Source organism: Crenobacter sp. CS_VA4, assembly GCF_055597485.1.
Window position 1 is genome coordinate 175,035 of sequence record NZ_JBVMAE010000003.1, and the last position, 20,090, is coordinate 195,124.

24 protein-coding genes are annotated in these 20,090 nt (G+C 62.8%); 20 read left to right on the forward strand and 4 right to left on the reverse strand.

Features of this window, described 5'->3' with window-relative positions; translation table 11 throughout:
- Positions 1-18: 18 nt before the first annotated feature.
- The 10 genes from ACZ2IA_RS04290 (at position 19) to udk (ending at position 7,134) form a co-directional block, all read left to right on the forward strand.
- Entirely contained in the window at positions 19-1,236 is a 1,218-nt protein-coding gene (locus tag ACZ2IA_RS04290; RefSeq protein ID WP_470291335.1) for an IscS subfamily cysteine desulfurase, read from the forward strand.
- A gap of 72 nt (positions 1,237-1,308) precedes the next feature.
- Entirely contained in the window at positions 1,309-1,695 is a 387-nt protein-coding gene (gene iscU, locus ACZ2IA_RS04295) for a Fe-S cluster assembly scaffold IscU (protein WP_470291336.1), read from the forward strand.
- A 63-nt stretch (positions 1,696-1,758) separates the two neighbouring features.
- Entirely contained in the window at positions 1,759-2,082 is a 324-nt protein-coding gene (iscA, locus tag ACZ2IA_RS04300; protein ID WP_470291337.1) for an iron-sulfur cluster assembly protein IscA, read from the forward strand.
- Positions 2,083-2,153: 71 nt separating this feature from the next.
- Entirely contained in the window at positions 2,154-2,690 is a 537-nt protein-coding gene (gene hscB, locus ACZ2IA_RS04305; RefSeq protein WP_470291338.1) for a Fe-S protein assembly co-chaperone HscB, read from the forward strand.
- A 104-nt stretch (positions 2,691-2,794) separates the two neighbouring features.
- Positions 2,795-3,055, forward strand: coding sequence for a hypothetical protein (locus ACZ2IA_RS04310; RefSeq protein WP_470291339.1), 261 nt, complete (start codon positions 2,795-2,797; stop codon positions 3,053-3,055).
- Positions 3,056-3,057: 2 nt separating this feature from the next.
- Positions 3,058-4,914 carry a Fe-S protein assembly chaperone HscA gene (gene hscA / locus ACZ2IA_RS04315; RefSeq protein WP_470291340.1) on the forward strand — a complete coding sequence of 619 codons (1,857 nt, stop codon included), beginning with the start codon at positions 3,058-3,060 and terminating at the stop codon, positions 4,912-4,914.
- Positions 4,915-4,926: 12 nt separating this feature from the next.
- Complete coding sequence (gene fdx / locus ACZ2IA_RS04320) at positions 4,927-5,268, forward strand: ISC system 2Fe-2S type ferredoxin (RefSeq protein WP_470291341.1); 342 nt, start codon at positions 4,927-4,929, stop codon at positions 5,266-5,268.
- A gap of 25 nt (positions 5,269-5,293) precedes the next feature.
- Positions 5,294-5,488 carry a Fe-S cluster assembly protein IscX gene (gene iscX, locus ACZ2IA_RS04325; RefSeq protein WP_470291342.1) on the forward strand — a complete coding sequence of 65 codons (195 nt, stop codon included), beginning with the start codon at positions 5,294-5,296 and terminating at the stop codon, positions 5,486-5,488.
- Positions 5,489-5,635: 147 nt separating this feature from the next.
- Entirely contained in the window at positions 5,636-6,280 is a 645-nt protein-coding gene (locus ACZ2IA_RS04330; RefSeq protein WP_470291343.1) for a glutathione S-transferase family protein, read from the forward strand.
- Between the two features lie 239 nt (positions 6,281-6,519).
- Positions 6,520-7,134, forward strand: coding sequence for a uridine kinase (gene udk / locus ACZ2IA_RS04335; RefSeq protein ID WP_470291344.1), 615 nt, complete (start codon positions 6,520-6,522; stop codon positions 7,132-7,134).
- 79 nt (positions 7,135-7,213) lie between these two features.
- Here udk and ACZ2IA_RS04340 read toward each other — a convergent pair whose 3' ends face one another.
- A complete protein-coding gene (locus ACZ2IA_RS04340; RefSeq protein WP_470291345.1) occupies positions 7,214-7,780 on the reverse strand; it encodes a BPSL1445 family SYLF domain-containing lipoprotein in 567 nt (188 codons plus the stop codon).
- A 272-nt stretch (positions 7,781-8,052) separates the two neighbouring features.
- On the reverse strand, positions 8,053-8,235 hold the full coding sequence (locus ACZ2IA_RS04345) for a hypothetical protein (RefSeq protein ID WP_470291418.1): 183 nt from the start codon (positions 8,233-8,235) through the stop codon (positions 8,053-8,055).
- On the opposite strand from ACZ2IA_RS04345, the gene ACZ2IA_RS04350 reads away from it, so the two are divergent.
- The 3 genes from ACZ2IA_RS04350 (at position 8,150) to ACZ2IA_RS04360 (ending at position 10,255) form a co-directional block, all read left to right on the forward strand.
- Positions 8,150-8,380, forward strand: a complete 231-nt coding sequence (locus tag ACZ2IA_RS04350; RefSeq protein ID WP_470291415.1) for a DUF2798 domain-containing protein — start codon at positions 8,150-8,152, stop codon at positions 8,378-8,380. The genes ACZ2IA_RS04345 and ACZ2IA_RS04350 overlap by 86 nt on opposite strands.
- Before the next feature lie 143 nt (positions 8,381-8,523).
- Entirely contained in the window at positions 8,524-9,744 is a 1,221-nt protein-coding gene (gene hmpA / locus ACZ2IA_RS04355; RefSeq protein ID WP_470291346.1) for an NO-inducible flavohemoprotein, read from the forward strand.
- A 67-nt stretch (positions 9,745-9,811) separates the two neighbouring features.
- Positions 9,812-10,255 carry an RrF2 family transcriptional regulator gene (locus tag ACZ2IA_RS04360; RefSeq protein WP_470291347.1) on the forward strand — a complete coding sequence of 148 codons (444 nt, stop codon included), beginning with the start codon at positions 9,812-9,814 and terminating at the stop codon, positions 10,253-10,255.
- Between the two features lie 82 nt (positions 10,256-10,337).
- Here the strand turns inward: ACZ2IA_RS04360 and hemN are convergent, their stop codons facing one another.
- A complete protein-coding gene (hemN, locus tag ACZ2IA_RS04365) occupies positions 10,338-11,744 on the reverse strand; it encodes an oxygen-independent coproporphyrinogen III oxidase (protein WP_470291348.1) in 1,407 nt (468 codons plus the stop codon).
- 106 nt (positions 11,745-11,850) lie between these two features.
- Between hemN and fnr the strand changes: the two genes are divergently transcribed.
- Entirely contained in the window at positions 11,851-12,594 is a 744-nt protein-coding gene (fnr, locus tag ACZ2IA_RS04370; protein ID WP_470291349.1) for a fumarate/nitrate reduction transcriptional regulator Fnr, read from the forward strand.
- Positions 12,595-13,346: 752 nt separating this feature from the next.
- Here the strand turns inward: fnr and ACZ2IA_RS04375 are convergent.
- Complete coding sequence (locus tag ACZ2IA_RS04375; RefSeq protein WP_470291350.1) at positions 13,347-13,970, reverse strand: hypothetical protein; 624 nt, start codon at positions 13,968-13,970, stop codon at positions 13,347-13,349.
- Positions 13,971-14,610: 640 nt separating this feature from the next.
- Between ACZ2IA_RS04375 and ACZ2IA_RS04380 the strand changes: the two genes are divergently transcribed.
- From ACZ2IA_RS04380 to ACZ2IA_RS04405, 6 genes are all read left to right on the forward strand, one after another.
- On the forward strand, positions 14,611-15,093 hold the full coding sequence (locus tag ACZ2IA_RS04380; protein ID WP_470291351.1) for a FapA family amyloid fibril periplasmic chaperone: 483 nt from the start codon (positions 14,611-14,613) through the stop codon (positions 15,091-15,093).
- A 59-nt stretch (positions 15,094-15,152) separates the two neighbouring features.
- Positions 15,153-15,782, forward strand: coding sequence for a FapB/FapC family functional amyloid domain-containing protein (locus ACZ2IA_RS04385; protein ID WP_470291352.1), 630 nt, complete (start codon positions 15,153-15,155; stop codon positions 15,780-15,782).
- A 53-nt stretch (positions 15,783-15,835) separates the two neighbouring features.
- A complete protein-coding gene (locus ACZ2IA_RS04390) occupies positions 15,836-16,900 on the forward strand; it encodes a FapB/FapC family functional amyloid domain-containing protein (protein WP_470291353.1) in 1,065 nt (354 codons plus the stop codon).
- A 68-nt stretch (positions 16,901-16,968) separates the two neighbouring features.
- Positions 16,969-17,673, forward strand: a complete 705-nt coding sequence (locus ACZ2IA_RS04395; RefSeq protein WP_470291354.1) for a C39 family peptidase — start codon at positions 16,969-16,971, stop codon at positions 17,671-17,673.
- 155 nt (positions 17,674-17,828) lie between these two features.
- Positions 17,829-18,551 (forward strand): hypothetical protein, encoded by a 723-nt coding sequence (locus tag ACZ2IA_RS04400; RefSeq protein ID WP_470291355.1) that lies wholly within the window; start codon positions 17,829-17,831, stop codon positions 18,549-18,551.
- 344 nt (positions 18,552-18,895) lie between these two features.
- Positions 18,896-20,016 (forward strand): IS3 family transposase gene (locus ACZ2IA_RS04405; protein WP_470291356.1). Its coding sequence is split into 2 segments (ribosomal slippage): positions 18,896-19,148 and positions 19,148-20,016, totalling 1,122 coding nucleotides; the frame shifts between segments, so codons are not numbered across the junction.
- The last annotated feature ends 74 nt before the right edge of the window (positions 20,017-20,090 follow it).

Below are 20,090 nucleotides of genomic sequence, written 5' to 3' on the forward strand. Positions count from 1 at the left end.
CCCTGTGGAGAACCCGTAATGAGCCAGCCCAAGCTTCCGATCTACCTTGATTACTCCGCCACCACGCCGATCGACCCACGCGTCGCCGAGGTGATGATTCCCTACCTGACCGAGAAGTTCGGCAACCCGGCAAGCCGCAGCCACAGCTTCGGCTGGGACGCCGAAGAGGCGGTGGAGAACGCGCGTGCCGAGGTAGCAAAGCTGCTCAACTGCGATGCCAAAGAAATCATTTGGACCTCGGGTGCCACCGAGTCGGACAACCTGGCGATCAAGGGTGCGGCCCAGTTCTACAAGAGTAGAGGCAAACATCTGATCACCGTCAAGACCGAACACAAGGCGGTGCTCGACCCGATGCGCGAGCTGGAACGCCAGGGCTTCGAGGTGACCTACCTCGACGTCAAGGACAACGGCCTCGTCGACATCGACGCATTCAAGGCGGCGATCCGTCCGGACACCATCCTGGCGTCGGTGATGTTCGTCAACAACGAGATCGGCGTGATCCAGGACATCCCGCAACTGGGCGAGATCTGCCGTGAAAAAGGGATCATCTTCCACGTCGACGCCGCCCAAGCGACCGGCAAGGTCGAGATCGACCTGGAAACGCTGAAGGTCGACCTGATGAGCCTGTCGGCGCACAAGACCTACGGCCCGAAAGGCATCGGCGCGCTGTACGTGCGCCGCAAGCCGCGCGTACGCCTCGAAGCGCAGATGCACGGCGGCGGTCACGAGCGCGGCTTCCGCTCCGGCACGCTCGCGCCCCACCAGATCGTCGGCATGGGCGAGGCGTTCCGTATCGCCCGCGAAGAGATGGCCTCCGAGAACGAGCGCATCCGTATGCTGCGCGACCGGCTGTGGAACGGCCTCAAGGACATGGAAGAGGTGTACATCAACGGCGACCTCGAGCACCGCGTGCCGCACAACCTGAACGTCAGCTTCAACTTCGTCGAAGGCGAATCGCTGATCATGGCGGTGAAGGACCTGGCGGTGTCGTCCGGTTCGGCGTGCACCTCGGCCAGCCTCGAGCCGTCGTACGTGTTGCGCGCCCTGGGCCGCAACGACGAGCTGGCGCACAGCTCGATCCGCTTCACCATCGGCCGTTTCACCACCGTCGAGGAAGTCGACTACGCGGCCGCGCTGATGCGCGCGAAGATCGGCAAGCTGCGCGAACTGTCGCCGCTGTGGGAAATGTTCAAGGAAGGCGTCGACCTGAACAGCGTGCAGTGGGCCGCACACTAAAATGGAATAAAGAGAATCGGGTTTGCGCCAAGCGGCGTCGGCCGGGTTCCGCACCGAGATCGGAGAGATAAAATGTCTTACAGCGCAAAGGTCCTGGACCACTACGAACATCCCCGCAACGTCGGCGCCTTCGAGAAGGGCGACGATTCGGTCGGTACCGGCATGGTCGGCGCCCCGGCTTGTGGCGACGTGATGAAACTGCAGATCAAGGTCGGCGAAGACGGCGTGATCGAAGACGCCAAGTTCAAGACCTACGGCTGTGGCTCGGCGATCGCCTCGTCCTCGCTCGTGACCGAATGGGTGAAGGGCAAGACGCTCGATCAGGCCATGTCGATCAAGAACACCGCGATCGCCGAAGAACTGGCGCTGCCGCCGGTGAAGATCCATTGCTCGATCCTCGCCGAAGACGCGATCAAGGCGGCGGTGTCCGACTACAAGAAAAAGCACGGCCTGGAATAAACCACGCCGTCTGGGTATTCGGCCCGGCAGCGGTTCCGCCGGGCGCAGCAAAGAGACTCGATCATGGCAATTTCTCTGACCGAACGTGCCGCGGAGCATATCCGCAGCTTTCTGACGCGTCGCGGCAAGGGCTTGGGCATCCGCCTCGGGGTGAGAACCTCGGGCTGCTCGGGGATGGCGTACAAGCTGGAGTTCGTCGATGTCGCCAACGGCGACGAGCTGACCTTCGAGAGCCACGGCGTGACGGTGTTCACCGACGCGAAGAGCCTGGCCTACCTCGATGGCACCGAACTCGACTACGCCAAGGAAGGCCTGAACGAAGGCTTCAAGTTCAATAATCCGAACGTGAAGAACGAATGCGGCTGCGGCGAGAGCTTCCACGTCTGAAGCCCGGCGACGCCAGTCGACCACGCGCAGCGCCTTTGAGCCTGCGCGTTTTTGTTAGCCATGCAGACACGATGACACTCGATTTCAGCCAGGATTTCTTCGCCCTGTTCGGCCAACCGCGCCGCTTCGTGCTCGACGCCGCGGCACTCGATGCCGCCTACCGCGCGATTGCCGCCGAGGTGCATCCGGACCGTTACGCCAGTGCGCCCGACAGCGAGCGGCGCCTCGCGCTGATGCACGCGACCCGGGTGAATGAGGGCTACCAGACTCTGAAGCAGCCGCTGACGCGCGCCCGCTACCTGCTGAAGCTCGCCGGGGTCGATACCCAGGAAGAAACCAACACCTGCATGCCGGCCGACTTCCTGATGGAACAGATGGAATGGCGCGAGGCGATCGCCGACGCGCGCGCCGACAGCCATGTCGAGGCATTGGAAAAGCTGGCGCGTGAATTGGCCGGCGAGCTGACGGCACTGGAAGCCGAGCTGGCCGAAGCGCTCGACAGCACCGAGCCGGACTTGGACGTCGCCGCCCAGCTGGTGAGAAAATGGCGCTTTATGGAAAAGCTCGATCAGGAAATCGGCGACGCGATCGAGGCGCTGCTGTACTGAGCCACGGACCGCCCTGCCGTACCGCGAGATCGTCGCCCCTCCCTGTTTTGTTGCTTACTTGAGTGTCCTGCCGCGCACGACACACCGGACCATTAGAGCCTGTTATGAAGCTGATCACGGCCGCGTTGGCGGCAAAAAAGCCGCATGGCAAGGCGCGAGTCGCGCCGCTGTGCGGGCACAGCAAGCGGGGAGCAACGCCGCCATGCGGCTTTTTTGCCCCAACCCAAAGGGCCAAGCGTCCAGGCCGCCGTCTGCGGCGTTGCGGCGCTTGGTCAATGAATGACATTGACCTGCGCGACCGCGCCTTGCATCCAGCACCCTGGACGCTTGGCGCGGCTCGCGAGCAGCTTCATAACAGGCTCTAACGATGGCTCTACTGCAAATCGCCGAACCCGGCCTCTCCACCGCCCCACACCAGCACCGTCTGGCGGTCGGCATCGACCTGGGCACCACCAACTCACTGGTCGCCACCGTGCGCAGCGGCAGCGCCACCTGTCTGCCCGACGAGTCGGGCCGCACGCTCTTGCCGTCGGTGGTGCACTACAGCAAGGCCGGCACCGTGGTCGGCCACGTCGCGCAGGCCGAGCAGAGCCGCGACCCGCACAACACCGTCGTGTCGGTGAAACGCTTCATGGGCCGGGGTCTCGCCGACCTGCCGGACGCGAGCGCCCTGCCCTACCGCTTCGTCGACGCGCCGGGCATGCTGCAGCTGTCCACCCGCGCCGGCATCAAGAGCCCGGTCGAGGTGTCGGCCGACATCCTGCGCACCTTGAAGAAGCGCGCCGAACAGAGCCTCGGCGGCGAGCTGACCGGCGCGGTGATCACCGTGCCGGCCTACTTCGACGACGCGCAGCGCCAGGCGACCAAGGACGCGGCGCGCGTCGCCGGCCTGAACGTGCTGCGCTTGCTCAACGAGCCGACCGCTGCGGCGATCGCCTACGGTCTCGACAACGGCTCGGAAGGCGTCTACGTCGTGTACGACCTGGGCGGCGGCACCTTCGACGTGTCGATCCTGAAGTTGTCGCACGGCGTGTTCGAGGTGCTGGCCACCAGCGGCGACTCGGCACTCGGCGGCGACGACTTCGACCACCGCATTTACAGCTGGATCCTGTCTTCCGCCGGCCTGTCCGGCCTCGGCGCGCACAACGCGCGGCTGTTGCTGACTCGCGCCCGCGAGGCCAAGGAGGCGCTGACCGAACACGCCGAGACACGCATCAGCGCGGTCCTGTCCGACGGCGAGAGCATCGACCTGACGCTCGACCAGGCCACCTTCTACGAGATCACTCAGACGCTGGTCGACAAGACGTTGCTGCCGGTGCGCAAGGCGTTGCGCGACGCCAAGATCGGCGTCGACGACGTGAAGGGCGTGGTGATGGTCGGCGGTGCCACCCGGATGCCGCAGGTACAGAAGGCGGTCGGCACGCTGTTCGGCCAAGCGCCGCTGACCAACCTCGACCCGGACAAAGTGGTCGCGCTCGGCGCGGCAATGCAGGCCGACGTGCTGGCCGGCAACAAGGGCGACGACGACTGGCTGCTGCTCGACGTGATCCCGCTGTCGCTGGGTCTGGAAACGATGGGCGAGCTGGTCGAAAAGGTCATCCCGCGCAACAGCACCATCCCGACCGCGCGCGCACAGGAATTCACCACCTTCAAGGACGGCCAGACCGCGATGTCGATCCACGTGCTGCAGGGCGAGCGCGAACTGGTCTCCGACTGCCGTTCGCTCGCCCGCTTCGTGCTGCACGGTATCCCGCCGATGGTCGCCGGCGCCGCGCGCATCCGCGTCACCTTCCAGGTCGACGCCGACGGACTGTTGTCGGTGACCGCGCGCGAACAGTCGTCCGGCGTCGAAGCCAGCATCGAGGTGAAACCGTCGTACGGTCTGTCCGACGATGAGATCAGCCGGATGTTGAGCGAATCGCTCAGCCACGTGCAGGAAGACATCGAGGCACGCAAGCTGCGCGAGGCGATCGTCGACGCCGAGAGCCTCGCCGAGGCGACGCGCTCGGCACTCGTGGGCGACGGCGACCTGCTCGACGCCGCCGAGCGCGCCGCGATCGACGCGGCGCTCGCCGTCGTCGATGCGGCCGTCCAGGGCAGCAACACCCCCGCCGTCAACGCCGCCACCGCCGCGCTGTCGCGCCTCACCGACCCGTTTGCCGAACGCCGCATGAACCGCAACATCCAGCGCGCGCTCAAAGGCCACAACATCAGCGAATTGTAAGGAGTCACCCCCATGCCGCAAATCATCGTGCTGCCGCACCCCGAGCTGTGTCCGGAAGGCGCGGTCATCGACGATGCCGCGCCTGGCGAAAGCATCTGCCAGGTCCTGCTCGACCATCACATCGAGATCGAGCACGCCTGCGAGATGTCCTGTGCCTGCACCACCTGCCACGTGGTCGTGCGCGAAGGTTTCGGGTCGCTGGAGGAGGCGGACGAACTGGAAGAAGACATGCTCGACAAGGCCTGGGGTCTCGAGCCAAACTCGCGGCTGTCCTGCCAGGCGATCATCGCCGACGACAACCTGGTCGTGGAACTGCCGCGCTACACCATCAACCTCGCCCGCGAACAGCACTGAGCGCCCTGACACAGGAGACCCTGCCATGAAATGGACCGACATCCTCGACATCGCCATCGAGCTGAGCGAAACGCACCCGGAGGTGGACCCGAAGCGCGTCAACTTCGTCGACCTGCACAACTGGGTGATCGATCTGCCAGGCTTCGACGACGATCATCAGCGTGGCGGCGAGAAGATCCTCGAAGCGATCCAGCAGGCCTGGATCGACGAGCTGGAATAAGCGCCTGCCCTGTCGGCCGAACGCCCCGCCCCGCGCGGGGCGTTGTCGTTTCCGGGAACGGTCTTGCGCTGTCCGACCCCTGACATGCCACGATGACGATGAACTACACTGAAACCAGTCCTTCGGCCAACCTGTTGGGGTCCCGTCATGTTCAAACTGATCATCGGCAACAAGAACACCTCGTCCTGGTCGCTGCGCCCCTGGCTGATCCTGGCAATGCTCGACGAACCGTTTACCGAGATCCTGATCCGGCTCGACCAGCCGGACACCAGGGAAAAGATCCTGGCGCTCAACCCGGCCGGCAAGGTGCCGCTCTTGATCGACAACCACCTGAAGGTGTGGGAGTCGCTAGCGATCTGCGAGTACCTGAACGAGTGCTTTCCCCGTGCGCAACTGTGGCCGGACGACCCGGCCGAGCGCGCCCACGCCCGCTCGCTGGCGGCCGAGATGCATGCCGGCTTCGCGGCGCTGCGCCAGCATCTGCCGATGGACGTCTGCGGCCGTTACCCGCGTGAAGACAGCAATCTGCAGGTCGACATCGAGATCGCCCGGATCATCGCGATCTGGGAGGGGCTGCGCGCCGAGCACGTCAGCGACGGACCGTTCCTGCTCGGCCGCTTCGGCATCGTCGACGCGATGTTCGCACCGGTCGCCTGCCGCTTCGTCACCTACGACATCGCGCTGCCGCCGGCGTCGCAGGCCTGGGTCGATCACCTGCTCGCCACGCCGGCGATGCGGCGCTGGATCGCCGGTGCCGCCGCCGAAGTGGCGCACACCGAGGCGCAGCACTGAGGCGTCGCCAAACCGGCCTAAGAGCCGCTAACAAAACGAGGCATTGCCGAGTTTCTGCGAAGCTAAAACCCAGCGTAGCGATCCCAGCTAGGCGCTCTGCCGCAGACAGTACGAGTAGTATGGCAAGGCAGAGCAACAACGCTGGGAGTGGTTTGTTAGCGGCTCTAAACTGGCTCATGGGCGGATGGCAAAATCTACCCAAGTCATTAGAATGGCGGGTTTTTTCTGGCGGAACACCCATGAGCACCCCCTTCATCATCGGCGTGGCCGGCGGCAGCGGCAGCGGCAAGAGCACGGTCACCCGCAAGGTGGTCGAGGCGATCGGCGCGGACAAGGCCGTGGTGATCATCCAGGACAACTACTACCGCGACCAGGGGCAGCTGTCGTTCAGCGAGCGGCTGCGCACCAACTACGACCACCCGCACGCGTTCGACTGGCCGCTGTTGATCCAGCACATCGACGACCTGCGCAACGGCGTGCCGATCGAGATGCCGATCTACAACTTCGCCGAGCACACCCGCGCCGCCCACACGGTGGCCGTGATGCCGGTGCCGGTGATCGTGGTGGAAGGGATTTTCGCGCTGTACGACGCGGCGCTGCGCGACATGATGTCGCTGAAGATCTTCGTCGACACCGACGCCGACGTGCGCTTCATCCGCCGCCTGTCGCGCGACATCGAGGAGCGCGGCCGCACGATGGACAGCGTGATGGAACAGTACCAGGCCACGGTGCGGCCGATGCACAACCAGTTCGTCGAGCCGACCAAGCGCTTCGCCGACGTGATCCTGCCGCACGGCTGCAACGAGCCGGCGATCGACTTGATCACCGCGCGTATCGAACGGCTGATGCACTGAGGTCCTGCTAGCCGCAAAGCAACAAAAAAGCTTGGCCGAACCGGCAACGGTTCGGCCAAGCTTTTTGCGCCCACCGGCGCTACAGATTCAGCTTGCTGACCTTGGTGCCCTCGAGCGACAGGTTCGCCATCAGGCCGGCGTTGGTCATCACGAAGCCGAGCACCGGGCCCGTCGCGGTGGTGGTGTCGATATTTCCGTTGGCGCCGACCTTCAGCAGCGCCACCGAGGCGTCCGCACCGGCGGTCCAGCCATTGCTGCTCTTGAACTTGTTGAGCGCGTCCTGCGTCATGAACAGGAACACCACGGTCTTGGTCTGCGCGCCGATCTGCAGACCGAACGAACCGGTCGCGGTGCTGTAGTAGCCGGTGGTCTGGCCGCCTTCACGCAAGGAGCCGGTGCCGTATTCGCCGCCGACCACCAGGCCGGCCGCCACCACCGACGGGAACACCAGCACGCCACGCGCCTTGGCGACCAGCTCACGCGAACCGTTCACATTGCTGTAGAGCCGCGTCATCGCACTGTCGACGCCGGCGTCGATCTCCTGCCGCTTGGCACTGGCCGCTCCCGGGCTGGAGGTGGTGGTACAACCGATCAGGCTGGTGGCGCCAACCGCCAATGCCGCCAGGATAAACATCCGTCTTTGCATCTCGTCCTCCTCAAGATTCGCGGCCCGAAATTGGCCGTCTTGACGAACACAGTGGCGTCGATACGCCAGCACGCGCTCCCGAAACCAACAGGGGCTCGCCCTGTCCCAAGGCTACTTTCTAGGTATACCGTAGGCGTTCGCATGGACCAAGAATTAATCCATTGCCTTAAATAATCGGCCGCGCTTTGCCAAGCCGCCGCCGAAGGCTGGGCCAGCAAGGCATTCCCGGCATCGCGCCGGCTCGGAACAGCCCGCTTCAGATTGAATAAAATTCACAAAATACAGCAAAAACATCCCATTACCCGGACGTCTACCAAAAAACACAAACGGCTCTTTGCCATCCTGATGTCCTGCTCTGTGTCGATGCTGATGTCCGGCGTGCTGACCGCACTCAACACCGGCTTCGACGAAGGTTTCCCGCTGCGCTGGCTGGCGTCTTCGGCGTGTCGATCCATGTGGCGTTCCCGCTGTCGCTGTTTGCGCCCCGCGCCTGCATGCACTGACGCTGCGCCTGTTCAGCCGCCCGGCGGCGGCTCAAAGTACCCCGACCAGCCCCGCTCGAACCGGTTTTCCGTTCCCCTGCTCGCCCAGACGAGATGAAGAGTTGGCCCGACGACACAAAAAATGTATTATTTGCACATCTTAAAGAACACCAGCCGAACAGCCACAGGCCGATTGCCGACCCGGCCAGGTTTTCCATCGCAACAAAACGTGAATTTTTAAAACGCCATAAGGAGCCCAGCATGCTCGACGCGACCACCCGCCAACTCGTCAAAGCCACCGTCCCGGTCCTGAAGGAACACGGCGTAGCGCTGACCAGCCATTTCTACCAGCGCATGTTCCGTCACAACCCGGAACTGAAGCATCTGTTCAATATGGGCCACCAGGCCAGCGGCCAGCAGCAGACCGCGTTGGCGCTGGCGGTGCTCGGCTACGCCGAGAATATCGACGACCCGTCGGTGCTGATGCCGGTGGTCGGCCGCATCGCGCACAAGCACGCCAGCCTCGGCATCCGCGCCGAACACTACCCGATCGTCGGCGGCCACCTGCTCGCCTCGATCCGCGAGGTGCTCGGCGACGCCGCCAGCGACGAGCTGATCGCCGCCTGGGCCGCCGCCTACGGCCAGCTGGCCGACATCCTGATCGCCGCGGAGGCGGAGCTGTACCGCAACGCCGCGCTGGCCGAAGGCGGCTGGTCGGGCTGGCGGCCGTTCAAGGTTGGCCGAAAGGTGCGCGAGAGCGACGAGATCACCTCGTTCTACCTGTACCCGGTCGACGGCGCACCGGCGCCGGGCTTCGTGCCGGGCCAGTACGTCAGCGTGCGCGGCCGCGCCGCCGGCGGTGCGCTGATCCAGCCGCGCCAGTACAGCCTGTCGGACGCGCCGAACCCGGACTATCTGCGCCTGTCGATCAAGCGCGAACAGGGCGACGCCAGCCGGCCGGACGGCTTGATCTCCAACTGGATGCACGACGAGGTAGAAGAAGGCGCGCTGGTCGAGCTGGCGCCGCCGTTCGGCGACTTCGTGCTCGACAGCGACAAGAGCAACCCGGTGGTGCTGATCAGCGGTGGGGTCGGCCTGACGCCGATGGTGGCGATGCTGAACCAGCTGGTGAAGGAACAACCGCAGCGTCGCGTCAGCTTCGTCCACGCGGCCCGTCACCGCGGCGTGCACGCGCTGAATGGCCACGTGCGCCAGCTGGCCGAGCGGCACGAGGCGCTGTCGGTCCACGTGTTCTACGAGACGGTGGGAGAAACCGACCGCCAAGGCGTCGACTACGAGCACCGGGGCCGCATTGACCTCGCGGCGATCCGTGAGCAGGCGCTGCCCGCCGACGCCGACTACTACGTCTGCGGTCCGGTGCCGTTCATGCGGGCGCAGCTCGCGGCACTGGCCGCCGAGGGCGTGCCGGCCGAGCGCGTCCACTACGAGGTGTTCGGCTCGCACGTACTGGCCGCGGCATAAGCCACGGTGATTGAGCGGGCAGCGGCGACACGCTATGCTGCCCGCGACTGCATTTAACGGCCCTGCCATGCAACTGACCCGTTTTACCGACCTCGGTCTGCGCGTGCTGATGTATCTGACCTTCAGCGAGCGCGACACCCCCGTGACCATCGGCGAGATCGCCGAGCGCTTTGCGGCGTCGCGCAATCATCTGGTGAAGGTGGTGCATTTCATGGCGCAGCAGGGCTGGCTCGCCACCAGCCGCGGCAAGGGCGGCGGTCTGGCGCTGGCGCGCCCGCCGGCCGACTACCGGCTCGACGTGCTGATCCGCACGCTGGAGGGCGACCGCGACCTGATCGACTGCGCCGAGCCGCCCTGCGCGCTGCGCGGCGGCTGCCTGCTCAAGGGGGCGCTCGACGCCGGTCGCGACGCGTTCTACGCCACGCTCGAGCGCTACACGCTGGCCGACCTGTCCGCCGCGCCGACCGGCCCGGCCATCGTCCGGCTGCACCAGCACCGCCCCGGCGCCTGAACGCCCCCCCCCCCCGAGCCCCCCTCAGTTCTTCCCCTGCACTAAACCGCTAACCGCGCCGTTTCGGCCAACGTCGCGCGACTCAGATCGTCTTCGAGTAACGCGCCGTGCCCTGCTTCTCGCGCAGATGGAGGTCAAACACCATCGCGATGTTGCGAATCAGGAAACGCCCATTCGGCGCGACCATCAGGAAGTCGCCGTCGAAGCTGAGCAGGCCGAGCCGCTCGAACTCGTCGAGTCGTTCCAGTTCGGCCGCGAAGTAGTCGGCGAAGTCGATGCCGAACACCTGCTCGATCGCCTCAACCGACAGGGAGAAGCGGCACATCAGCGCCTGGATCACGCTGCGGCGCAGGATGTCGTCCTGGCTCAAGGTCATGCCGCGCAGTACCGGCAAGCGGCCCTCGTCGAGCGCGGCGTAGTAGGCGTCGAGCTCCTTCTCGTTCTGGCTGTAACAGGCTCCGATCTTGCCGATCGCCGACACGCCGATGCCGATCAGGTCGCAGTCGGCGTGCGTCGAATAGCCCTGGAAGTTGCGCTGCAGCCGGCCCTGCCTCAACGCAACGGCCAGGTCATCGTCCGGCTTGGCGAAGTGGTCCATGCCGATGAACACGTAGCCGGCGTCGGTCAGCTGCGCCACCGACTGCTGCAGGATGTCGAGCTTCTCGGCCGCACTCGGCAGTTCGGCCTCGTCGATGCGCCGTTGCGGCAGGAACAAGGTCGGCAGATGCGCGTAGTTGTAGAACGCGATCCGGTCCGGGCCGACGGCGATCACCTTGGCCAGGGTACGGCGCACGCTGGCACAGGACTGCCGCGGCAGGCCGTAGATCAGGTCGACGCTGACCGACTTGAAACCGGCATCGCGGGCGGCTTGAATGACCTCAAGCGTCTCGGCCTCGCCCTGTACCCGGTTGACGGCGCGCTGCACTGCCGGCTCGAAATCCTGGATGCCGACGCTGATCCGGTTGAAGCCGAGGCTCGCCAGGTGGAACACCGTGGCGCGACTGACCTTGCGCGGGTCGATCTCGATCGAATACTCGCCCTCGGGCAGGAAGTCGAACTGCCGGTGCAACAGCCCCATCAGCCGGGCGAGCTGCGCGTCGGACAGAAAAGTAGGAGTACCCCCACCAAAATGCAGCTGCGCCAGCCGCTCGCGACGGCCGAGCGCCTCGCCGATCAGCGCCAGTTCCTTCTCGAGGTAATCGAGGTAGGTATCGGCGCGCGCAGTGTCCTTGGTGATGATCTTGTTGCAGCCGCAGTAGTAGCAGACAGTGTTACAGAATGGTAGATGAGCATATAATGATATTTTTTTGTGATTGGCGCCGATCCGGCGTTGTTTCAGCCAGTGCCGATAATCGGCGTCATTGAAATCGGTCACGAAGCGATCCGCCGTCGGGTACGAGGTATAGCGCGGCCCGGCACCATCGAGTTTTTCGATCAACTCGCGGTCGAACTCCAGTCGCTCGGGCGAATACGGGTGGGTGGTGGTCATGTGCTGCTCCGGTTGAGAAGACCTACGGTAGACTGCAACCTTTGCTCAACACCGGCTTTTTCGCTTTGATGCGCATCAAGCCATCAAAGATTCACGGGTTTCTGGCATGAACGATCAACCTCTGCACCACCACTCGCTCAAGGTCTCCTGCTCCAGCTGCAGCCTGCGGGAGCTGTGCCTGCCGGTCGGCCTGAACCACGAGGAGCTGGCGCAACTGGACGCGGTGATCCGGCAAAGCCGGCGCCTGAAACGCGGTGACTACCTGTTCCGCAGCGGCGAAGGCTTTCGTTCGCTGTTCGCGGTGCGCACCGGCTTCTTCAAGACCAGCGTCGCCAGCCAGGACGGCCGCGAGCAGGTCACCGGTTTCCAAATGTCGGGTGAGCTGATGGGGCTCGACGGCATTTCGGCCAACGTGCACGGCTGCGACGCGATCGCACTGGAAGACAGCGAGGTGTGCGAGCTGCCGTTCAACCGGATGGAAAGCCTCGGCCGCGAGATCCCCAGCCTGCAGCACCACTTCTACCGGCTGATGAGCCGCGAGATCGTGCGCGACCAGAACGTGATGCTGCTGCTCGGCAATATGAAGGCCGAGGAGCGCCTGGCCGCCTTCCTGCTCAACCTGTCGGGCCGGCTCGCCTCGCGCGGCTTCGCCGCCAACGACTTCATCCTGCGGATGAGCCGCGAGGAGATCGGCAGCTTCCTGGGACTCAAGCTGGAAACGGTCAGCCGCACCCTGTCGAAATTCGCCCAACAGGGGTGGATCAGCGTCGATCACAAGCACATCAAGCTCGATCAGCCGGAGTCGCTGAAGGCATTAATATCCGGCTGCGCGCAGGCGCACAGCGCCTGAGCTGTAGCCCCACCTGCTCAACGGCACAGAGCCGGTCATCACGACCGGCCTTTTTTATGGTTCTTCACAGAGTTTAGGGGATACGAGTTTGGACTGTGGCTTTGTCGGTCTCGCCCGACTGGCGAGGTACTTTCTTTTGTCTCGCCAAAAGAAAGTACCCAAAGAAAATGCGACCCCAATGCACTGGCCTTCGGCTTCCCTCGCGCCTGCCAAGCGGCCAGGCGCCGCCGAACTCGCGGGCGGCTAACGTCCGCCCGCTCGAACAAGCGGCGGCTTAAAACCTGGCCGCTTGACGATCGCTCGGCAGCGCAAAGGGGATGGGCAGGATGATTGCAGCGGATGTGGATTTGAATGGTTAAAAAAAAACCGGCGGCCAGTTTATGAGCTAAATTACCCGCAGATTTTCAAACCAAACAATGTCGTGAATATCGCCTACGGTCACCCATTCCCCTTCGACGCCGCCGAGGACGGCACGGCCAACGGGGGTAGTCGGCGAGCACTGTCCGAGTGCCGACATAGTCGGCGCGAGTTGCGCAGCCGCCCGTTGGCCGTGGCGCCCGCAGGGCAGCCCGCGTAGCGGGCCGGTGTCGCAGGGTCACCTTTTCTTTGGGTACTTTCTTTTGGTGAGGCAAAAGAAAGTACCTCGCCGGTCGGGCGAGACCGACAAAGCCTCCATTCACAGAAACGTGCCCTACGGCATCCCTCCCCGAATTCCCTAAATTCCGTGAAGAACCTTTTTCATTCCTGCTCCATCAGCGGCTGCGCAAACGGCCGAGCCACTCCGGCCGGCCGCGGAACGCCAGTGGCTCGCCCCTGAGCGGCGCCAGCACCCGTTCGTAGCGCTCCAGCCATTCGCCCCGCCCGGCATGCGCCGCGCCGGCCTCGAGCAGGCTGGCGTTGTCGCGCACCAGCACCTGCCACAGCCGTGCGTCGTCCGGCCGCTCGACGAGCGTCGCGTAGTCGGCGATCAGCGACGCCTGTTGCTCCAGGCCGTAATCGGCCAGCGTCGCCGTCGCGTCGAGCCGGTAACGGTACGGCTCGCGGCGCAGCCGCAACGCCCGGGTCACGACGATCAGCGCGCCGCGCCAGCACACCGGGCAGCCGTTCTGGTATTGCCAGGCGTGCACCAACTCGTGGACGAAGGTATTGAACAGGCGCAGCCCGGAAGCGTTGGCCGAATCGGCCAGCGGCACCGCGCAAAAGTCGCGGCAGTACCAGCCGCGCGGGAAGTACAGTTTGCCGAACGGCGCCATCGGCACCCGTGCCAGGTGCAGCCAGCCGCGGTCGTGCACCCCTACCCTGCCGGGGTCGAACGAGGCGCCAAACAACCGCCCTGCCAGCGCGCGCTCGGCGGCGGTCAACGGCCGGCCACTCACGTTCGCGCGTCGAGACCGAGGGTGCGGATCAAACGGGACATGGGCTTGCTCCTCGGAAGAGCCTGTTCATAATCTTGCTGCGCGGCCCTGATCGGGGCTCATGCGCTCGGCGTGCGAATCTAGTGATTCGCTCAGCGATCGGAAATCCTCATGGACACCACGTCCATTCCGGTTTCTGCGCTGCTCTTCACCCCGCTGAGGCCCGCTCGCGACAGATTCTGAACAGGCTCTAAGAACGGGGGGCATCGGATAAAGGAACTTCTTTCGTTCGCTATAGCCCAAGCCACAGCTCTTATCGAGAGGCGCGTTCAAGCCGCGGTCATGCCATTGCAGCCAGCGCCGAGGGCATCTTCTGCGTTGCGCTCAAGTATCTGATTCTCATCCTTGAAACACAAACGCCCACCTGTACGCCCCCTCAAACCCGCGCCAAATCAACACGCCGCACTCTAAGCCAACGCGTCTGAAGCCTTGCCGGAGCATTGCCCCCCCCAATTGCCCCGAAAGTTGTTTCAAAAACGGCACAAAACCACCCCACCCCAAATTCTCGCTATTCACCCGTCCTTACCGGATAAGGCTTCCGAATGGCTGGCACGGCACATGCATAAGAAGCAGCAGGAAAAATGCTTCTTGGGAGTGTGAGATGAACCAGCGCAGAACCGGGCTCGTCGCCTTGTCCATGCTGTTTGTGCCGCTCTGCCAGTCCGTGCTGGCCGCGCCGGGCAGCGGCGATAACTATTCGGCGCCGATCGTCATCACCAGACCAGTTGCCGACCGCATCGCCTATCGCCCGGACTTGCCCCGTAGCACTCACCCATCGACGGTGGAGACCTCGCCGGCAGCAACCGTCTTATCGGCCACCGATAAGTTCGCAGCCCAGACCCGGGCGCTCGACGAGGCCCTGCTGGCCAGCACCAGCACGGGCCACCCGCCCAGGTCTGCCGGTATGGCCGACTCGGGCATCGCCTCGCTGATTACCAGCGCCACAGGCTCCAATGCCGGCTCGCTGCCCCAAAGCCCGCTCGGCTCCAGTTTGGGCGGTTCTGGCGGCGGCAGCATAAGTCATTCCATTACGGCGGCTACCTCAACCATATCGAATACCCTCACTCAGGCATTCGGCAGGTAATAACGCAACCAAGTCAGCGGGATGGCAGCATCATTGCGCGCCGCCGACCGGAGAATATCATGACACGCACGCTTATTATTTTACCAGTCTTGATGGCCGCGACCTGCTGCTTTGCCGACGACACGGCCAACATTATTAATAGCGGCGAAAGCAATACCGGGATTACCTCGCTAAACCAGGCAGCGGGCGTCGGCAATCAGCAACTCAACCTGCGCAGCCTGGCAATAGGCGGCGAAGCAGGCCTAGCGTTATCGGAGGCCAGCCAATCGATCTTCTTGGACAAAGAGGCCTTGGCCGTCGTCGACGCGATAAAAAAATACCCGCATAGCGCCATTATTGGCGGCAGCTCCTTTTCCCATAGCCACGGCATCCTCGGCATCAACCAGAGTGCCGGCGCATTTAACCAAACCAACAATCAGGCCACGATTAATTTCACCACCGGAAAAAGCACTGGCAATACCCAAAACACGATCTATACCTTGGATAACGCCGCCCTGCTAAAAGCTAATGCCACCGGTGAAAGCAAAACCGCACAGAATAAACTAGCACGCAACAATAAAACCTTTATCGCCGATACAGCCTTTCAGGACACCTCGGGCATTGTTCAAATAAATCAAGTTGCCGGGGTAATGAATCAAGCCGTCAACGCGGTGACGGTGAATGTAGTTGCCCAGCCTCTGGGCCATTAACCCACGCACCCGCGCCTGGTGTGTGGTCTTCTAAAGCAAACTGGAGAAATAACATGAAATGCTCGCTTCAATACACTCTGCTCTTCAGCGCCTTGCTCGGCATCTACGGTGCTGCTCATGCTGAGACAAGTACCAACCTTAACGTCAACAACAACATTACCGTCAACAACGACCCGTCCTACAACTTCGAGGACACCAGTGAAACCGAGATCAATAATGAGCTGACGGTCGACGTCGAATTGAACATCGAGAAGGAACTCACGACCGACGAGGGCGCGGTCGCGTCCGCCCGCGATACGCAGAAACTGCTCAATTTCGAAGGGGGTGGTGGCGGCAACGACCCGGCTACCGCCTCCGTCGAAGACAGCGTGAATGACAACTCGGGCGTTGCCGCTCTGAACGTCGCCGGCGGCGTTGCCAACCAGCAGGCCAACGAGGTGGCCATCGCGTCCAACAACAACTCCATGGAAGATGATGATTCTGCTAGGGTCGCCGCCGCCGATTCGGGCTTCGAGCAAATGATCCAGAGCAGTAATCAAGACTTCGGTAGCGATACAGGCACGGCCGAGATCGAGGACGGCTCGGTTTCTAGAAACGCGGGCAACGCCACTGTCAACGCCGCGGCCGGCGTCGGCAACCAGCAGAAGAACACGCTCGCCCTCGCCTATCAAGCCAGCTTCGCAGGCGACGAGGAGGAAAAAGTGGACCCGATCGAGCTGATCGACGCTCACGCCGCCAGTGCCCAAATCATGACCGGTGTTAGTTGGGATCAACAAGGCGATGAGGAGGCTTCGGCAGAATATACGGCCACCCTGGAAGAGTCGGCCAACGACAACACCGGCGTTGTCGGGGTGAACATCGCCGCCGGCATGAACAACCAGCAGGGCAACGCGGTGGCCATTGCCAGCACCGAGATGACCGATCTGGCGAAGGCCATCGCCGGTGGCTTCCAGGTGATCGATGGCTGGGACTATGAATTCCACGATGTGACTAACACCGCCACTGTAGACGGCTCGATGAACAGCAACACTGGCAATATCGGGGTGAACGTGGCCGCCGGCTTCGGCAACCAGCAGGCTAACCTGCTGGCCATCGCCTCCTCATCCTCATCGAAATAAGAGTGCCCCTTTGAACGATGCTTATCTCGAGGAGGACCCGGCCTCATGATTGGGGCCGGGTATTTACTATGACACGACGCGTTCTGCCGCCCCATTTCTTGCTGGCTTTGACCCTGCTGGCGCACTCCGCCCTGGCCGTTTCGGCCAGCATGATCGTTCCGGGCTACACCGGGCTGGATCAGCCGGTAAAACGGGTGAAAAGCCTGCGCGACCTTCGCTTTACCAACGTCGTCGAACAGAAAACCGATTTCAGCTGCGGCGCCGCGACCATGGCGACGCTGCTTCGTTATGGCTTCAACCGGCCGGTCAGCGAAGAAGAAGTGATCGCCGGCATGATGGCCGGCGCCAATCCGGAAACGGTGCGCAGGGACGGCTTCTCGATGCTGGACATGAAGCACTACGCCAATCACATCGGCCTGCGCGCCAGCGGCTTTCTGCTGGACGCGAGCCGCTTGGCCCAGTTGAAACTGCCGGCCATCGTCCTGATCGACATCGGCGGCTACAAGCACTTCGCCATTCTGAAGTCCTACACCAGAGACTGGGTGTATCTGGCGGACCCGGCGGTTGGCAACCGGACCGTAGCCACCGACACGTTCAAGAAGCAATGGAACGGGGTGTTGCTGGTCTTGGCCGGAAAAGGTTACCGCCTGGACACCCCCCTGCTGGGGGCATCAAGCACTCTGTCGGCACGCAACGCGATTACGAACATGGGCCAACCGGTGCCGATCGCCGAATTGCTGGAATTCGGCTTCCAGCACAGCGACTTTTTCTAGACGGATTCTTTACACGTCCAGCTAAGGGCCGCTAACAAAAATCAGCGTAGCGACCTTGGTTAGGCGTGCTGCCGCAGACAGTTACGAGTAGTACGGCAAGGCAGCACAACAACGCCAAGGGATTTTTGTTAGTGGCTCGAAGGGAGGAGACCATCATGCGACGGTTAATATTAGTGCATGGACTGCTAGTGGCACTGGGCGGAATCGGGACGGCGAATGCCGGCCTACTCGAGCCGATCGCCTATGTCAGCGACCAGGCACTCGACACCCTGAGAGGCCGTTACATCGATGCCGGGGAAATTATGCACTTCGGCATCGAAATGGCTTCCACCTGGAGCGCTCCGGACGGCACGCAACGTGGCACCGCCGTGGTCCTGGAAGGCACGCCGAGCGCCCGCTTCTCCCCCACGGTGACGACCTACAGCTTGAACGGATCGGGGACACCATCGGGGAACTCCGGCTCACAAGGCGGGCTGACGGTGACCAACAACACCGTTCAAGGCGTCACCCAAGTCAACCAGATCGGCGGCAATAACAACAACTCCGGCAACCAGGTGAGCATTACCATTCGCACCGGGGACGCCGGGAACACCGCACAGTCGACCCCGGGTGCGGGTTGGAAGCCCTCGCAAGGCGAGGGGGTGACGCTGTCGGGCAACAAGCTGACCAGCCAGGTCGACATGGGAGACAAGGGCAGCCTGACCCAGAGCATCGGCCAGGGCCAGCTTCAGCAATTCACCCGGATCAATACCGACGGGACGGTGACCCGCAACAACCTGAATATCTCCGTCACGCTCAATCCGAACGCGATCAGCGACATTCACTCCAGCACCGCCAACGCCCAACACATGCTCATAGGGCTACCCGGCATGCATTAAGATCCGGTAAACAAAGCCAGCAAAAACCAAAAGCGCGGCATCTTGTTTAGAGCCGCTAACAAAACCCTCCCAGCGTTGTTGTCCTGCCTTGCCGTATGCCTTGTACTGTCTGCGGCAGGACGCCTAGCTGGGACCGCTTCGCTGAGTTTTGTTAGCGACTCTAAGTTTCGCTAAAAAGACAAAGCCTTGTTCAGTTCTACTCCCACATAAACGATCGGGGCTGACCATTTGTCTTCCTTGCACCGCTACTAAATCCAAAGGTAAGCCCCCCAGTTTTTATCCTATTGACCTTCCCCCATCCAGATATACCAAGAATTAGTTAGCATGACGGCCAAGGAGCCAGCATGCGCAAGTCCCATTTTACCGAAGAACAGATCATCGCCGTCCTCAAAGAAGCAGAAGCCGGCCTTTCTGCTGCCGAGCTGTGCCGCAAGCACGGCATCTCCGACGCTACCTTCTACAAGTGGCGCGCCAAGTTCGGCGGCCTGGACGTGTCCGAAGCGCGCCGTCTCAAGCGGCTCGAAGAGGAGAACAACCGGCTCAAGCGGCTGGCCGCCGATCAGGCCCTCGACATTCAGATGCTCAAGGAAGTCCTGGCAAAAAACTGAGCCGGCCCGCCCAACGTTGTGCCGCAGCCCGCCAGCTCATGGCCACGCACGGTATTTCGGAACGACGGGCCTGTGCCTTGGTGCAGATCGCTCGCAACACACTGCGACGCCCACTTTCACCCGATCCCAATGCGGCATTACGTCAGCGCTTGCGTGAACTGGCCGAACAACGACGGCGCTTTGGCGCACCACGTTTGCACGCGTTGCTGCAGCGAGAAGGTTGGCGCATCAACCACAAGCGGGTGGAACGGCTTTACCGCGAAGAAGGTTTGTCGCTGCGCTTGCGTCGGCGCAAGAAGCGCCCTAGTCATCTGCGCGTGGTGCTGCCACTGGCTGCCGGGCCCGATCAGCGTTGGGCGATGGACTTCGTGGCCGACTGCCTTTGGAATGGTCGACGCATCCGGATACTGACCATCGTGGACACATGGCATCGAGAGGCGGTCTGGATTGAAGTCGACCATTCGCTGTCGGGAGCCAGAGTGCCGCGGATACTGGAACAGCTACGCGTGTGTGGGCGTCGTCCGGCATTGATCCAAGTCGACAACAGCCCGGAATTTACTAGTCGGGTATTGGATGAATGGGCACATCGCCACGGCGTGACGCTGCAATTCATCCGCCCTGGCAAGCCGGTGGAGAACGCCTTCATTGAGAGCTTTAATGGTCGGTTGCGCGAGGAGTGTCTGAATCAGTCGGTGTTTCACAATCTGAATCACGCAAGGGCCACCATCGAGCACTGGCGGCAGGACTACAATCATGTCCGGCCACATAGTGCCTTGAACTACCTGGCCCCGGTGCAATACCGGGAACAACATCAACCCCAAGTCGACCAGATTGCTAACTTATCTCTGGTTCCCTGAATGGGGGAAGGTCACTATGAGAATAAGCTCCCCTTCAAGCGATAGTAGTAGTCGCTAATCACAAGCCGCTTCGT